Annotated in this window: 13 protein-coding genes and 1 tRNA gene; 7 read left to right on the plus strand and 7 right to left on the minus strand. The window is 62.3% G+C overall.

What is annotated here, in order from left to right; all coding sequences use genetic code 11:
- Nucleotides 1–72: 72 nt before the first annotated feature.
- Both KF757_00330 and KF757_00335 read right to left on the minus strand, forming a co-directional pair.
- On the minus strand, nucleotides 73–969 hold the full coding sequence (locus KF757_00330) for an endonuclease/exonuclease/phosphatase family protein (GenBank protein ID MBX3321413.1): 897 nt from the start codon (nucleotides 967–969) through the stop codon (nucleotides 73–75).
- Nucleotides 970–997: 28 nt separating this feature from the next.
- The gene (locus tag KF757_00335) at nucleotides 998–1,627 is read right to left on the minus strand and encodes a hypothetical protein (GenBank protein MBX3321414.1); all 630 of its coding nucleotides are present in this window, start codon (nucleotides 1,625–1,627) and stop codon (nucleotides 998–1,000) included.
- 44 nt (nucleotides 1,628–1,671) lie between these two features.
- Between KF757_00335 and KF757_00340 the strand changes: the two genes are divergently transcribed.
- Nucleotides 1,672–1,745 (plus strand) — tRNA-Arg (locus tag KF757_00340).
- 30 nt (nucleotides 1,746–1,775) lie between these two features.
- On the opposite strand, the gene KF757_00345 is transcribed toward KF757_00340, so the two are convergent.
- The 4 genes from KF757_00345 to rplM form a co-directional block, all read right to left on the minus strand.
- Complete coding sequence (locus KF757_00345) at nucleotides 1,776–3,089, minus strand: serine hydroxymethyltransferase (GenBank protein MBX3321415.1); 1,314 nt, start codon at nucleotides 3,087–3,089, stop codon at nucleotides 1,776–1,778.
- Nucleotides 3,090–3,149: 60 nt separating this feature from the next.
- Nucleotides 3,150–3,986, minus strand: a complete 837-nt coding sequence (locus KF757_00350) for a hypothetical protein (GenBank protein ID MBX3321416.1) — start codon at nucleotides 3,984–3,986, stop codon at nucleotides 3,150–3,152.
- Nucleotides 3,987–4,303: 317 nt separating this feature from the next.
- Entirely contained in the window at nucleotides 4,304–4,837 is a 534-nt protein-coding gene (gene rpsI / locus KF757_00355) for a 30S ribosomal protein S9 (protein MBX3321417.1), read from the minus strand.
- Nucleotides 4,838–4,907: 70 nt separating this feature from the next.
- Entirely contained in the window at nucleotides 4,908–5,354 is a 447-nt protein-coding gene (gene rplM, locus KF757_00360; GenBank protein ID MBX3321418.1) for a 50S ribosomal protein L13, read from the minus strand.
- A 247-nt stretch (nucleotides 5,355–5,601) separates the two neighbouring features.
- Between rplM and KF757_00365 the strand changes: the two genes are divergently transcribed.
- Together KF757_00365 and KF757_00370 are read left to right on the plus strand one after the other, a co-directional pair.
- The gene (locus KF757_00365; GenBank protein MBX3321419.1) at nucleotides 5,602–7,047 is read left to right on the plus strand and encodes a CPBP family intramembrane metalloprotease; all 1,446 of its coding nucleotides are present in this window, start codon (nucleotides 5,602–5,604) and stop codon (nucleotides 7,045–7,047) included.
- A gap of 56 nt (nucleotides 7,048–7,103) precedes the next feature.
- Complete coding sequence (locus KF757_00370) at nucleotides 7,104–7,601, plus strand: hypothetical protein (protein ID MBX3321420.1); 498 nt, start codon at nucleotides 7,104–7,106, stop codon at nucleotides 7,599–7,601.
- A 20-nt stretch (nucleotides 7,602–7,621) separates the two neighbouring features.
- Here KF757_00370 and KF757_00375 read toward each other — a convergent pair whose 3' ends face one another.
- The gene (locus KF757_00375; GenBank protein MBX3321421.1) at nucleotides 7,622–8,992 is read right to left on the minus strand and encodes a hypothetical protein; all 1,371 of its coding nucleotides are present in this window, start codon (nucleotides 8,990–8,992) and stop codon (nucleotides 7,622–7,624) included.
- Nucleotides 8,993–9,201: 209 nt separating this feature from the next.
- On the opposite strand from KF757_00375, the gene KF757_00380 reads away from it, so the two are divergent.
- From KF757_00380 to KF757_00395, 4 genes are all read left to right on the plus strand, one after another.
- Complete coding sequence (locus tag KF757_00380; protein ID MBX3321422.1) at nucleotides 9,202–10,458, plus strand: CCA tRNA nucleotidyltransferase; 1,257 nt, start codon at nucleotides 9,202–9,204, stop codon at nucleotides 10,456–10,458.
- Nucleotides 10,459–10,535: 77 nt separating this feature from the next.
- Nucleotides 10,536–11,948, plus strand: a complete 1,413-nt coding sequence (locus KF757_00385) for a hypothetical protein (GenBank protein ID MBX3321423.1) — start codon at nucleotides 10,536–10,538, stop codon at nucleotides 11,946–11,948.
- Nucleotides 11,949–11,981: 33 nt separating this feature from the next.
- Complete coding sequence (locus KF757_00390; GenBank protein ID MBX3321424.1) at nucleotides 11,982–13,253, plus strand: hypothetical protein; 1,272 nt, start codon at nucleotides 11,982–11,984, stop codon at nucleotides 13,251–13,253.
- A 107-nt stretch (nucleotides 13,254–13,360) separates the two neighbouring features.
- Nucleotides 13,361–15,091: a M3 family oligoendopeptidase gene (locus KF757_00395; protein ID MBX3321425.1), complete on the plus strand. Its 1,731-nt coding sequence runs from the start codon at nucleotides 13,361–13,363 to the stop codon at nucleotides 15,089–15,091.
- The last annotated feature ends 51 nt before the right edge of the window (nucleotides 15,092–15,142 follow it).

Raw genomic sequence — 15,142 nt, forward strand, 5'->3', positions numbered from 1 at the left:
CGCCAGCTCAATGCTGGCGGTTTTTTCATGCTCCCACGGAATGTCATTCCCCTCAAGGCCGCGAAGTGCGCTCTACTTCTCAATGACCACCTTTGCCCACACCGCGTCATGATCCGATGGGTGCAGCCCGCCCGGACCGCGTGTGCGATCAATCCCCGCATCGAGAACTCTCACGCCCTGACTGACCAGAATGTGATCGATCTTCTCGCCGCTGCGCTCGTCCCGGAAGGCGGTAAACGTGCCCACCTCGACCGCGTCCGCGTGCGCCGCGCGAAATGAATCGATCAGCCCCAGCCCTCCTGTGTCGAGCAGAATCCGCACCGCCGGGTTGTCTTCGCCCGCGTTGAAATCGCCCATGGCCACGATCGGCTCACTCGCCATATACGCGGGTCGCGCCTCAACAAGTGCAGCAATCATCGCTGCCGACCGCTCACGCGAAGGCTGCGAACGATGGTCAAAGTGCGTGTTGTAGACCCACAAAGCCTCGCCGGTGCGCCGATCAATCAGCCGCACAAGCGTCACCACGCGCGGATTCTCATTGCCCCACGATCGACTCGCCGGCTCCCGTGGCATATCGCTCAGCCACTGCGTCTCGCCGCGATCAATCGTAAACCGACTCGCCCGCACCAGAATATTCGCGTGTTCGCCCGCGAGTTTGCCATCGTCACGCCCGACCCCCACGCTCACATACTCCGGCAAAGCCTCAAGAATCTCCTCAATCTGAAACGCCAGAGCTTCCTGAAGCCCAATCACATCGGCCTCGAGCGCCCGCAGGGTCGCAATGCACAATTCGCGGCGATACCTCCAGTGGTGTGCCCCATCCTCGGCCGAACCAAATCGAATGTTGAACGTCGCCATCGCCACCGCAGCTTCGTCCGATTGCACGCGCTGGGTCTCATTCTCACTCGCTCCCCAGGGTGCCAAATACGCTGCCACCGCAACAAGCACAACAACGATCAGTGGTTTCATGTGCAGACTCCGCAGCTCGCATCACACGCTATCGGCGCACAAACCCGACCGCTGCCCCCGCAAATCCCGCAGCCGTCGATGGCAGCACGCCCGTGACAAAGTTCACAAATCCCTTCGTCTGTTCGCCGAGCCATGCCGACAGTGTATCAAAACCGCCACTGATGCGTTGCCAATCCACAGTGATGACTCCGAAGTACTGCAGCGCAAACAACCCAAGGATAATCGCGCCCGCGACGATCAGTGTGATCTTGACAAACGCACGCAACAAGTACCCAATCGCAAATCCTGCGAAGAAACCAAAACCGAGTTTGAAGACGGCTCCGCCATAGCGGTCGATGAATCGGTCGGCTGCATTCGTGGCGTCTGCACTTGCACCCGGATCATCGCCCGTGTCCCCCTCGCCCCGCGGTGCAAATCCCGAAGCAAACGGAGAATAGTCGCTCGCTGCCCCATTCGATGTGGCTGCGCGAGGTGCGGGCTCGGGTGTTGTCAACGCCGCAAACGCCATCAGCCCCGCCCCGGCGAGCGTGACCACCAGCGCCACCGCCGCAACCACAATCTGCCATCGCCGCAGCCGCCTCTTCGCACCGCTTCGGCCCGCGTGTGGCACCCCAGCGTCCGGCTGGGCTTGCTCGCGTTCGATCTTCCGGTTGCTCATGGCCCGATCCTCCCGCCGCATGCGGCGAATAGACTTCCTGCGTCGCGCTCGTAGCTCAGCAGGATAGAGCGGCGGTTTCCTAAACCGCAGGTCGGAGGTTCGAGTCCTCCCGGGCGCGCTTGAGCCTCATTCCGCTCGCGCATTCCTTTTAGTGCCCCAGCGGGAACCGCTGACACAGATTCTCAACCTCGCTGCGCACAACTTGCGATTCTCGCGCCAGTGTGCTTTCTCCCGCCAGACCCGCCGCAAGCACACGATCAATCCAGGTCGCAACCTGGATCATCTCGGGCTCGCGCAGCCCGCGCGTGGTCGCTGCCGGCGAACCCAACCGCAGGCCGCTCGTGATCATCGGCGAGCGTGCATCGTCGGGAATGCCATTCTTATTTGTGATAATGCCTGCGCGTTCGAGCCAGGCCTCGGCGTCCTTGCCTGTGAGGTTCGCGTCGCGCGCGGTGAGATCGACGAGCATGAGATGGTTGTCGGTCCCGCCGCTGGTGATGCGATACCCGAGTCCGGCCAGCGCGGCCGCGAGTGCCTTGGCATTCCCAACGACCTGGCGTTGATACGCCGCGAACTCCGGCCGAAGCGCCTCACCGAACGCCACGGCTTTGGCACCGATGATGTGCATCAGAGGCCCTCCCTGTACACCAGGGAAGAGAGCCTTGTTGATCTTCTTGCTCAGTTCTTCGTCATCGCACAGGATCAGCCCGCCGCGCGGCCCGCGAAGAGTCTTGTGCGTCGTCGTGGTCACGACGTGCGCGTGTGGGAAGGGGCTCGGGTGCACGCCGGCCGCAACAAGCCCCGCGATATGCGCGATGTCGGCCATGAGAAAAGCACCAACTTCGTCGGCGATCGCGCGAAAGCGAGCAAAGTCGATCGTGCGCGGATAGGCCGAGTAGCCGCACATCAGCACCTTTGGCTTGTGTTCCAGACACACGGCCCGCACCGCGTCGTAGTCGATGCGCTCATGCTCGGGGTGCGACTTGTCATAATGCAGCGGATAGAACACAGGCTTGTAGAACGTCCCCGAAAAGTTGATCTTCATGCCGTGCGACAAGTGCCCGCCATCCTTGAGGATCAGACTGGCGAACGTGTCGCCCGGTTCCATCAGGGCCATGAACGCAGCGGTGTTCGCCTGCGCGCCCGAGTGCGGCTGAACATTGGCAAACTGACACCCGAACAACTGACACGCTCGCTCGCGGGCAAGGTTCTCGATACGGTCGTGGTGCTCGCACCCGCCGTAGTAACGCCGCCCGGGATAGCCCTCAGCGTACTTATTGGTCAGACACGTCCCCATCGCGTGCATGACAGCCCGCGAGACATGGTTCTCGCTGGCGATCAGCTCAATCGTCGTCTCCTGCCGATGGGCCTCGGCCGCAATAATGGCAGCGGCGTCGGGGTCGGTCTCGCGCAGCAGTGTTAGAACGGCTTCGGCAATCTGATCTTGGGTCGCGACATGCATGTCGGATCGTATGGGCCGACACCCCGCTCAGTCCGCGCCTCGCTGAACCCGACCAGGAGATCAGTTGCGACGAGCGCGGGCGTCGTCACGCAGCTCCGTACAGCACGTCAGAATCAGCCTGCCATTTCGAGGCTCGATGTTCAAAAGCCGCACCTGCCGCCCATCGTCAAGCCGAATGACCGGATCGAGCGAGATGGGTTCGAGACCCTGAAACACACGCAGCAAAGCTCGGCCCTGGTCTTCCAGCGACGCCGGAATGTATTGATCCGCGTTCGCCTGCGCGTGCGACAGCACCGCTCCGCGCGGAATCGGCAGCGTCCCAATATGAATCGCATGCGCCGGGAGCCACATCGATCCGTCGGGCTTAATATGCGGCGCAACTGAAGCGGAAAGATACCGTTGCTCCTCGTCGCGCCGCAGCGCGATACCGACGTGAATGCGCCCCTGATCGAAGTGCACCCGCAGCGCGAGCAGACGGTCCGGCCACTGAGGCATGTCCGGGTCGCTGGCCATCCACTTTCGAAGGTTCACATTGAGCCACGCATTGGCATGCTGCGCATCGATCGCAACCTGCCACACATCGCTGCGCCAAGAATCGGTGGGCGCAAGATTCTCGGCTTGGGGGCGGATCAGCGTCAGCTGGTTGCCAAAAGCATGTTCGAGATCGCGGGCCTGGCTGATCGCACTCGGGTCGAGCGGATCGAGCGTTCCCCACCACTGCGGCGATTGATTGACGCGCGAAGCTGCAACCAGCCCCGTGATTGTCAACGCCCCTGCCGCGATGACCGTCAGAGCAACAAGGCGATGCCGCCAGCGGGATCGCGCGCTGGGCCGGGGCGAGACTGGTGCCGGAGCTGAAGACCGAGCTACTGGCGACTCCGGGTTCGGCGATGTCATTGCTCCCTGTGCCGATCCCCGCGAAGGAGCGGAGCGTGATGCAAGAGTCGGGTTGGCACGATGCGCGTTCGCGCCGGGCTGCCGCGAACTCAATGCTGTAGAACCCGGCGCCTGCGCCGCCCGCTTTTTCGCGGTGCGCCGGCGTCGAGCCCGCTTCGACGAGTTCGAGCTTCCACTTCGGTTGTTGCGCGGTCTGCCCATTGAGGAACGGGAGTATACGAAAAAGGCACCGGCGCAGTGGCCGATGCCTCAGAAGACTGTTTGAAATTCTCTCCCGTTGCCGTCCCGAGGCCGCCAGTCGCCAGCCCCGATTCCAATCAACGCTTCGAGAACTGGAAGCGACGACGAGCACCAGGCTGGCCGTACTTCTTGCGTTCGACCTTGCGGGCGTCACGCGTCAGATACCCCGCGTCGCGCAGCGCGGGCTCAAACGTCGGGTCATACGCGACCAAGGCGCGGGAAAGCCCGAGCCGCACCGCCTGAGCCTGACCCATGTATCCCCCGCCGTGGACGCGGATGAAAACCTCGATCTTGCCATCGGTATCAGTCAACTTCAGCGGAGCATTCACATCGTTGCGGTCGCGCAGTTCTGAGAAGTGTTCCTCGACAGTGCGGAACAATTTGCGGTTGACCTGAACCTTGATCTCGCCTTTGCCAGCCTTTGCAGGGCGGATGCGAACACGGGCAACCGCCGTCTTGCGACGCCCCGTACCCCACCACCAGCCATGTTTGTCGGCCGGCTGCGGGTCCGGAAGTTCGCGCTTGATGTTGCCCGCAGGCCCCGACGCCTTGACGTTTTCGCCGACGAGGCCGGGGTTGTTGATCGTGGTTTCGAAGCCGTATTCAGCCATTGTGCGTGTCTCCGATCGGTTTCAACCGACGTGCAAGGCCCAACCGCAAGAGCGGTGCGGGCTGCTCGTATCAGATTTCCAGGGGTGTCGGGGTTTGCGATGTGTGAGGGTGCTCGGTGCCTGCGTACACCTTGAGTTTCGAGAGCATCACCCGCCCAAGACGATTCTTGGGAAGCATGCGACGCACAGCATCCTCGATCAGCTTCTCGGGCTTGTGCTCGCGGACCTCGCCGTATGTCTGCGCCTTAAGTCCGCCCGGATACCGGCTGTAACGCATCTTGAGCCGCTGTTCCGCCTTGCGGCCGGTCAGCGCGACATTCGATGCATTCGTGATAATCACAAAGTCGCCGGTATCCACATGCGGGGTGTACTCCGGGCGATGCTTGCCCATCAGCACAATGGCAACCTCGGCTGCAAGCCGGCCCAGAGGCTGATTCGTGGCGTCAACGATGCGCCAGTTGCGATCGACTTCGCCTTTCTTGGCCATGAACGTCTGACGTCTGAGATGCGTGGGCATCATGACCTCCTCGTAGGGGCGCTCTTCACGACCCTAAAGCACGCCGCCTACCGGGCGGGGCGGGCCGACGTTTGACGCCGGCAGACTTGAAGTTTCCGAATGAATCTCCGCCCGAAGGCTTCGACCCAGAAAGGAAGTCTAGCCCTCAACCCAATACAGGGTCAAGAGGCCATCCAAACGGCCCAACTCCCGACGCCGGACCGGATCTGGACCGAAGGGTATGGTTCGGCCGATGGTTATGGCATCCATGAAGACACAAACCGAACACACCACGCCCATCAGATCCTCGCGTGACCCTGGCAATCCGATCACCGGCATCATCGCCCTCGTCTCAGCCGTCTTGCTCTTCGGGATTGTCGCGATCGGACAGAACACCAAACCCGCAAAACCCGAGACCGACCCCCCAGCCGCCGAATCCGCCATCGCCCCGAGCCTCGAAGCCGACCTTGCCTACCGCGTGTCAATCAAGTTTCACCGCTGGGTTCAGGCCGACCCCGCGGCCGAGCGCGCGCTCGAGACCTACGCCCGAACCACAACCGAGCGACTCTGCCTTGCAGTCGTTATTGGCGAACTCAAAGACGCAAACGCCGCAGCCGATCGCCTGCATTCACTCGCCAACTCGACCCCCGGCGAAGGCGTCGAACTCGATGCTCGCCTCCTTGCCCGCGTCTACGAACATTCCGCCAGCCAGGCCGAGCCGCGCGACCCTGTCCTTGCAGGAATCCTCGATGAATCACAGCGCGCCGACCTCGAATCGCGCCACGGCTTCTACGCGCGCGTCGCACTCACCCACAGCCTGCCCGACTCAGACCCCCAGCGGCTCGAACCGCGCAGCGGCGGATGGACCTTCATCCTCATCACCTTCATGATGCTTGGCATCCTTGGCGCCATCGTGCTCGGAGGTGTCCTCTTCATCCTCGCAATGATCTTTCTCGGCCTGGGCAGACTCAAGCCCGCAATGCCCCGAGCCATCCCCGGCGGAAGCGCATTCCTCGAAGTCTTCTCGATTTTCGTAGGCTTGTTTCTGCTCATCAAAGTCATCGTGGATCTTCTCGATAAACACACCAGCATCAGCGACGCCGCGCTCCTGTTCATCGCGCTTGGCTTGCAGTGGTCGCTGCTGCTCGTGCCCGCATGGCCGCTTCTGCGCGGCATGTCGCTCACCCACTGGAAGCACGCCATCGGCCTGACCGCCCCCAAAGGCATCGCCCGCGAAATCGGCGCCGGCATCGTCGGCTACATCGCAGGCCTTCCTGTCTTCGTCGCCGGAGTCATCGCCGTCCTCGTCCTGATGGCCCTCAAAACCTTTCTCTCAGGCATCGAAACCGAACCACCCGCCAACCCGATGATCGAACTCATGGCGTCCAAAAACGCCCTCGTCGTCATCCTCTTCGCCCTCACCGCTGTCATCTGGGCGCCACTCTGCGAGGAACTTGTCTTCCGCGGGGCTCTCATGCGTCACATGTCCGGACGCCTGCCCCTCATCCTGGCCGCCTTCGTGACCGCTGTCCTCTTCGCCTTCATGCACAACTATGGCCCAATGCTCACCCCGCCTCTGATCGCCCTCGGCTTCGTCTTCGCCATGATGCGCATCTGGCGGGGCTCCATCATCGCCTGCATCACAGCCCACGCCCTGCACAACGGCACCCTCGTTCTGCTTGTCATCATGCTGCTCAGGACCATCGGCGACTGACGCTCGCGCCAACGGTCCGCGACGGGTCGAAAGATCAGCCTTACAATCCCGTCACCATGTGCCCCCCCGCAGACACTCCGAACATCGTCGAGCCAAAAATCGCGCACCTCTACGAAAGCAGCGTTCCCTACAACCACGCACGCATCCGGGCCGCAGCCATCTACTGCTCCGACGGTCGCGTCGGCGAACACTTCGACGACTTCCTTCAGAACGGGCTCTCACTCCCTCGCTACGACCGCGTCGCCCTCCCCGGCGGACCCGCATGCCTCGCAGGACACCCCCAAGCCCACCTCGAAGAGCAAGGCGTCGTCGATGAACTCAAGTTCCTCGTCGAAGTCCACGGCCTCAAGCGCATCGTCCTCGTCGCTCACGAAAACTGCGCCTTCTACACCTCGCGCCTCGAACTCAAGGATCGCCGCCTCGAACTCGTCCAGCGAGCCGACCTCGTCCGCTCCGCAGCCTTCGTCCGCCGCGTCACCGGCATCGACACCGTCGAAGGCTACTTTGCTCGCCTCGTCGAATCGCGTGTCCAGTTCGAACGCGTCGAAGTCTGATCCATCGCCAGCACAGCGACTCAGATCAGTCGCAGGCCGCTCGTCACAACGACCTGCCCAGGTTGATCGGCACCGGCCCACTTGGTCAGCAATGCCGTGTGCAACAGCACCCAGATCGCCCCAGCTGCAACCACGATCATCCGCGCGCCGTCATCTGGCACCAGCAGCACGCCCCCCGTCGCACAACTCACCAGCAAACCGCGAAACAGAACTTCAAAGTCGTCCGTCGCAAGTCCCGTTGCAATCGAAGCCGCCACGCATGCTGTTAATACTGCAGCCGCCAGCGGCAACTGTGCAGCAATCGCTGCCGGCACCACCTCCAGCGGCAGATGCCACACCTCGATCGCCGTCGCCACCACCCCCGACCAAGGCTCAAACCACAGGCCAAAAAGACCCGCGAACATCGCCACCATCATCAGCCCAAAGTCCACCCCACGCCGGCGAATGATCGAACATCCGATCAGCGGCACCAGAAACGCAAAACCCACACCCCAGATCGCCACATGCTCAAACGCTGGTTGCATCATCGCAAACACCGACACGCCGAGCACCAGCGTCGTCATCAACAACAACACAAAACCCGCCGTCCTCGATGTCGCACGCTCATCCCGCGACTGCACCATCACCGGCACACCCATCGGCATCGCTGCTGGCTCGGTCATCAACGCCGGCCGGGCCTTGTCCTTCTTCGACTTGAGCGACTTGCACGATTCTTCCAGCGAAGAGCACCGGCTCTCCAGTTCCGCAATGCGCGCCTTGGCCGCCTCGCGCTCCTCGTTCGTCTTGACCGCCGAAACCTTGTTCTCCTTCTCCGCAACCGATAGTTTCTGCGCCAGTTCCGCCAGTTCACGACGCATCTTGCGCTGCGCCTCAGCCTGCTCCTCGATCTCCTGCTCACGCTGCGCCAGAAACTCCTTGTACTCCTTCAGCCGCCGCTGCTCACGCTCCTGCGCTTCAGCCAGCTGCTTCGAAGCTTTCTGCTGCGAAGCCAACTCCGCACGCGCCGCTTCGAGCGAACCACGCATCTCCTCGATCTGCCCGGCCTTGGCGCCCACCTCGCCCTCACGCGAGGCGATCCCGCGCTCACGCTCAGCAAGTGCCGCCGAGAGTCGCTCGACTTCTTCACGCTGACTCGCCATGCGGGCAGCAAGATCCGCCTGCTCCGTCTCGCGCTGATTCAACTCGTACTGCCGAGTCGCCAATTCCTCGAGGCTCTCACGCCGCTCACGCTCGATCGTCTCTGAGTCCGCAGACTCGATCTCCACAGTCTGCAACTGCCCCACCCGGCGCTCGATCTCCGCAATCACGTCCATGAGGTCCGGTGCTGGCGCGATCGATCCAATCGATGGCCGATCAACCCCTCGTGTCGTGTCACCGGTGCCCTTGCGCATTGCGTCACTCCATGAACTGACCGGGCGCAGCGCGCTACGGCCACTCTCTATCAATATCGACTTCACCTTCACGCAAAACAAGCGCTCCAGCCCTCCACGCTTCCCACTGGTCACAAACCCTCACGCCTATGACGATCGGGAAAACTCTGACCTGCGCCCCACACCCTCACGCCTCAGACTATCGGCCCTTCCGCACTACACTTGCAGTCGTGACGCCCAAGACCCCACGCGACGCAGCCGCCACAATCGCTCGCAAACTCGCAAGCGCAGGCCATCTCGCCTACTTCGCCGGCGGGTGCGTCCGCGATGAACTCCTGGGCCTCCAGCCAACAGACTACGACATCGCCACCGACGCAAGCCCCGATCGCATCCGCTCACTCTTCAACCGCACCGCCCTCGTCGGCGCGGCCTTCGGCGTCGTCCTCGTCCGAGAACTCGGACACACCATCGAAGTCGCCACCTTCCGCGCCGATGGCCCATACTCCGATCGACGCCACCCAGACCATGTCACCTTTTCCGATCCTCGCGCCGACGCCCTCCGCCGCGACTTCACCATCAACGCCCTCTTCCTCGATCCCTCCTCCCAACCCCACAGCACACGCCAGCACGTCATCGACTTCGTCGGCGGGCTCGACGACCTCGATCGACGCATCATCCGCGCCGTCGGCAACCCCGACGAACGCCTCGCCGAAGACCACCTTCGAGCACTCCGCGCAGTGCGCTTCGCAGCCCGCTTCAATTTCACCATCGATCCCGCAACCCTTGATGCATTGCGCCGCAACGCTTCCCACCTCGTCGGCGTCAGCCGCGAGCGCATCGGCGAAGAAATTCGCCGCATTCTCACACATCATGCACGCGCCCGCGCCATCGCACTCCTCGCCGAGACAGGCCTCGAAAGCCCGGTCCTTCAGGAGCCAACTTCCACCGCTCCACTCAATCACCTCGTCTTGCTTGACCACAACGCTTCCTACCCACTCAGCCTCGCAGCCTGGGCTCTGGATCGGCATGGCCTCAACCTCGCCCCAGAAACCATCGCAAGGCAGTGGCGACTCGCCCTCGTCCTGAGCAATGAAGACCGCGACGCCTTCGTCCAGCACCTCGAACTCGCCGCCCACCTCCGATCCGAATGGGCCACCGCCACCACCGCCCAACTCAAACGCTGGGCAATGCACCCTTGCTTCAATGGCTCGCTGGCCCTTGTCGCAACATTCCCGGACCTCCAAGCCGCCATTCTCTCCGATCTCGATCGGCTACGGGCCACCCCAACCGGGCTCGCCCCGCCACCATTCATCGATGGAAACACCCTAATTCAAGCCGGCTTCACCCCAGGACCAGGGTTTCGTTTGGTACTTGATCAGGTCTATGACCTGCAACTTGAAAGCACCATCACTCACTTCGAACAGGCTCTCGCAAAGGCAAGGGAACTCGCCGCCCAATTCGGTGTCCAACAATCACGACCGGAATGACTCCCGCCTCGGCCCAATCCGCGCGGCCCAGGAAAGCACCGCATATGTTCACCCTCAGTATCAGAGGAACTCGCACCATGAAAAAATCACGCGTCTCCAACCTCTTGAAAGCCCTTGCCTGCGCCCCGTGTCTCGCGCTGGCAATTGGTTTCGGCACCGCCGCATGCACCCCTGCCACTGCACACGCCGCTGTCGCGCAGGGTGAATCCATCGATCAGGTCATCTTCCGCGACGGCCGCATCGTCCGAGGCGTCATCGAATCCGAAACCGCCGATTCGATCTCGATCTTCGTCGTCGTCGGGTCCATCCGCGGCGCATCCGCCACGCTGTACAGAAAAGCCGACATCCTCTCCATCGTCCGAGGCGATGCCGTTACGATCGACGAAGGCAACGCCGCAGTCGAGGCAGACGAGATCCTCGCCCCAACCCGCGACTCGTACTCGCCCGATCGCAAGATCGTCTACCACATCGCCCTCGACGGCTGGTTCGGACGCGACGTCAACGTCACCCCGATCAAACAAGCCGTCGAGGCCGCACGCCGCCTCCAGCCCGATTACCTCCTCATCGAAGTCAACAACAACTGGGGACGCTTCGGCCAGGACTTCGGCGACGACCGCTACGGCTTCGACCAGTTCGGCATCGCCGACGATATCGAACCCCTCCTCAGACAAAACCTCGTCACCCACTGGGAAAAGAAGCCCGAAGTCGTGGTCTGGGTCAAGAACGCCATGGCAGGTGCCGCATTCATTCCTTTCTTCGCCCCCAATATCTACTTCGCCAGCAACGGCCGCATGGGCGGGATCGGCGACCTCGGTGACATGTTCGAAGGCGTCGGCGACCAGGTCGTCGTCGATAAGCAACGCTCTCTCCGTCTTGCACGCGCCATCAGTATGGCCGCACCCAATGGCTACGACGAAAACATCGTCCGCGCCATGACCTGGCGCAAGTTCACCCTCTACTACACAATGCAGGGCGGAAGACCCGTCTACCACACCTCCCCCGTCCCCGGTGCCGAACTCCTCACCGATGATGGCGAAGGACCAAACAAAGACACCGACGAAGCGAAGGTCCGCGGCGAAGGTAACGATGTCCTGACCCTCCGCGCAAGCATCGCCCAGAAACTAGGCGTCTCCAAGGGCACCGCCGACTCCATCGAAGACATCATGTTCTTCCTCGGCATCGTCGATCAGTATGAACTCGTCTCCGATCCATCCCAGCGCATCATGTCCCGCTGGTCCAGTGCCATCGACCGCCTCGAACGCGACATTCCACGCATGTTCCGCGAGTTCAACGAAATCAACGTTCAGGGCGACTACAACGAACGCAAGCGCGCTCGAGGCCAGCAGATCAACATGCTCCGCCGAATCATCGCGCAAGTCGAACGCTATCAGGAGTCTCTCGCATTCTCCCGCATCGGCGTCCCACCCGTCGACCAACTCCGCGTCCTTATCGAACGCATCCGCCTCCAGCAACTCGCCGATCGTCCATAACTCGACCGCACTCACTCAGAAAGCACACACGCCATGAGCATCAAAGCATTCATCAGCCGTTTCGCAACCGTCGCAGCCGCAGCTCTGCTGCTCGTCGCGACCCACCTCTCCTTCGCATCCGATGTCGTCCATCTCAAGGACGGTCGCAAGATCGAAGGCACCATCGTCCGCGAACTCGACGGGTCCGTCTGGATCAAGACCCGCCTGGGCAGCATCGAGAACACCGAGTTTTTCCTCGCTGACAACATCGCAAAGATCGAACGCGATGCCCCCGCAGCAACCGCTACTGACCCCAAGCCGAACCCCATCCAGCAGATCCGACCACGCACCCCCGGCGCACCACGCGGCGCGATCATCAGCCTCGAAGGAACCGTCGGCATCGAAATGACCGCCAAAACCCTCTACGACCTCATCCCGATTCTCGAACGCGACCTCGGATCCGACGGCACCGGCATCGTCGTCTTCAAGATCAACTCCGGCGGCGGACTCCTGCTCGAAATTCAGCGCCTCTCCGACGTCATCCACAACGAATACAAGAAGCGCTTCCGCACTGTCGCCTGGATCGAGTCCGCCATCTCCGCAGCCGCAATGACCGCGCACTGCGCCGAGGAAATCTACTTCCTTCCCGAAGGCAACTACGGCGCATGCACCGGCTGGTCCGGTCGCCTTCAGGCTGTCGCCGGTCGCGGCCTCGAAGAAGTCCTCTACATGATGGAACGCATCAGCGCACGCGGCGGATACGACCCCAAGATCATGCGCGCCATGCAGATCAACGAGCCCCTCTCCTGCACCATCGACCCCCGCACCGGACAGGTCTACTGGTATCAGACCCAGGAAGGCGAGCACCTCGTCAACCCCGGCAACGACATCCTCACCTTCACCGCTCAGCAAGCCGAACGCTATCGCTTCAGCAAGGGCACCGCCAAAAACCTCGCCGAACTTACCCAGAAACTCGGATATCAGGAAGTCGACTGGGTCGGCGAGAACCGCGTGGGCTACATCTATCCCATCAGCCGCGCCGAAAGCGCCATGCTCGACTTCCGCAAGAAAGTCTCCGATGACCAGGCCCGCACCAACGAATACTTCGCCACATACATGGAAGCCCGCGCCGCAGCCGCTCAGGCACCCCGCGACATTCGCCCGCGCTTCGTCGGCCGCGCACGCCAGAACCTCAACCGCATCGAATCAATGGTGCGCAATAACCCCAACTTCGCGCTCCTCACATGGGGCATGGAACTCAGCGACTGGGAACGCGACTGGCTCGCTGCAGAAAAAGAGTACCTCACCAACCTCCTGAGAGATTGACGTTCGACAGGTCGCTCCTCGTCGGCGCAAACCCGGAGCCTTGATCCGCTCCGGGTTTTTTCATGCGCACATCCACGCCCTACCATCGAATCCACGAGGATTTCATCATGCCGCAGCCTTCCACCTTCGCCACCACCCCATTCGATGCAACCCAATGGGAACAGATCGAGCCACGCCTCCAGCACCTTCTCGACCACCCCGCAACCTCGCGCGCCACGCTCGAACAGTGGCTCGTCGATCGCTCCGAACTCGAAGCCGCATGCAGCGAGGCCGCCGCCACCCTCTACATCAACATGACCTGCGACACCGACAACCCCGCAGCTCGCGACGCCTACCTCCACTACGTCGAGCACATCGCCCCACGCATCAAGCCCATCGGGTTCGAACTCGACAAACTCCAGGCCTCACTCTGCGAGCGCTTCAGCCTCACCACCGACCGCTACCTCGTCCTCCATCGCGACACCAACGCCGCCGTCACCCTCTACCGCGACGAAAACGTCCCGCTCCAGACTGAACTCGACAAACTCAGCCAGCAGTACCAGCAGGTCACCGGCGCCATGACCGTCCAGTTCGATGGCCAGGAAAAAACGCTCCCTCAGATGGGCGTATATCAGGAATCAACCGATCGCACAATCCGCGAGAGCGCCTACCGCACCGTCACCGCTCGTCGCCTCGAAGACGTCGACACCATCCACACGATCTTCGACGACATGATCCGCCTGCGCGACCAGGTCGCGCGAAACGCCGACTGTGCCGATTATGTCGAGTACGCCTTCAAGTCACGCCTCCGCTTCGACTACACGCCCGGGCACTGCTTCGACTTCCATGAAGCATGCGAAAAACGCATCGTCCCGCTCGTACGCGCCCTCGACGCAAAGCGCCGCGATCAACTCGGCGTCGACGCCCTGCGCCCATGGGATCTGAGCGTCGATCCGAAGGGAAGAGCGCCGCTCACGCCCTTCAAGGGCGGCGCCGACCTCGTCGCACGCACCCAGCGCGTCTTTGACCAGCTCGACCCGCAACTCGCAGCCATGTTCCGCGACCTCGGCGACGGCGCAAGCTCGCACGGCGCACGCGACGGCTCATCGCTCGATCTCGACTCGCGCAAAGGCAAAGCCCCCGGCGGCTATCAGTACATGCGCGACCTCATCCGCAAGCCCTTCATCTTCATGAATGCCGCCGGCATGCACCACGACATCGAAACCATGGTCCACGAAGCCGGACACGCCTTCCATTCCGTGCTCTGCAACGATGAGCCCCTGCTCCACTATCGCCACGCACCGATCGAGTTCTGCGAAGTCGCCTCCATGTCCATGGAACTTCTCACCATGCCTCACTGGGACGCCTTCTACCCCGACCCCAGCGATCTCGCACGCGCCCGCCGCAAGCAACTCGAAGGCTCCATCGCGCTCCTCCCCTGGATCGCCACCATCGACGCCTTCCAGCATTGGCTCTACTCCAATCCGAAACACACCCGCGATCAGCGACGCGACGCATGGCGCGACCTCGTCGCACGCTTCGGCAACGCCGTCTCGTGGGAAGGCCTCGAACCATTCCGCGACATCTTCTGGCAGCGACAAGGCCACCTCTTCAGCGTCCCGTTCTACTACATCGAGTATGGCATCGCCCGCCTCGGTTCACTCCAACTCTGGCTCCGCTCGCTCGAGGAAAGCCCCGCCGCCGCCCTCAACGCCTACAAACGCGCCATGACCCTCGGCGGCTCGCGCCCACTCCCCGAACTCTTCGCCGCTGCTGGTCTCCGCTTTGACTTCGGCCTCGATACCGTCAGCCGCCTCGTCGATCGCGTCGAACGAGAACTCGAAAAACTCCCTGAATAATCCTTTGGCGAGCCTCCCCCTCGCGTTACACTCAAGCCCGGGAGGCACAAC

It is taken from the genome of Phycisphaeraceae bacterium, assembly GCA_019636795.1.
Classification (GTDB): Bacteria; Planctomycetota; Phycisphaerae; order Phycisphaerales; family UBA1924; genus JAHBWW01.

Bases quoted from the DNA above. Each gene is read 5' to 3' on its own strand.
- rpsI (MBX3321417.1), bottom strand. From the start codon at position 4,837: ATGGCTGAATACGGCTTCGAAACCACGATCAACAACCCCGGCCTCGTC.
- KF757_00375 (MBX3321421.1), bottom strand. From the start codon at position 8,992: ATGCGCAAGGGCACCGGTGACACGACACGAGGGGTTGATCGGCCATCG.
- KF757_00335 (MBX3321414.1), bottom strand. From the start codon at position 1,627: ATGAGCAACCGGAAGATCGAACGCGAGCAAGCCCAGCCGGACGCTGGG.
- rplM (MBX3321418.1), bottom strand. From the start codon at position 5,354: ATGCCCACGCATCTCAGACGTCAGACGTTCATGGCCAAGAAAGGCGAA.
- KF757_00390 (MBX3321424.1), top strand. From the start codon at position 11,982: ATGAGCATCAAAGCATTCATCAGCCGTTTCGCAACCGTCGCAGCCGCA.
- KF757_00365 (MBX3321419.1), top strand. From the start codon at position 5,602: ATGAAGACACAAACCGAACACACCACGCCCATCAGATCCTCGCGTGAC.
- KF757_00350 (MBX3321416.1), bottom strand. From the start codon at position 3,986: ATGACATCGCCGAACCCGGAGTCGCCAGTAGCTCGGTCTTCAGCTCCG.
- KF757_00395 (MBX3321425.1), top strand. From the start codon at position 13,361: ATGCCGCAGCCTTCCACCTTCGCCACCACCCCATTCGATGCAACCCAA.
- KF757_00345 (MBX3321415.1), bottom strand. From the start codon at position 3,089: ATGCATGTCGCGACCCAAGATCAGATTGCCGAAGCCGTTCTAACACTG.
- KF757_00385 (MBX3321423.1), top strand. From the start codon at position 10,536: ATGAAAAAATCACGCGTCTCCAACCTCTTGAAAGCCCTTGCCTGCGCC.
- KF757_00370 (MBX3321420.1), top strand. From the start codon at position 7,104: ATGTGCCCCCCCGCAGACACTCCGAACATCGTCGAGCCAAAAATCGCG.
- KF757_00330 (MBX3321413.1), bottom strand. From the start codon at position 969: ATGAAACCACTGATCGTTGTTGTGCTTGTTGCGGTGGCAGCGTATTTG.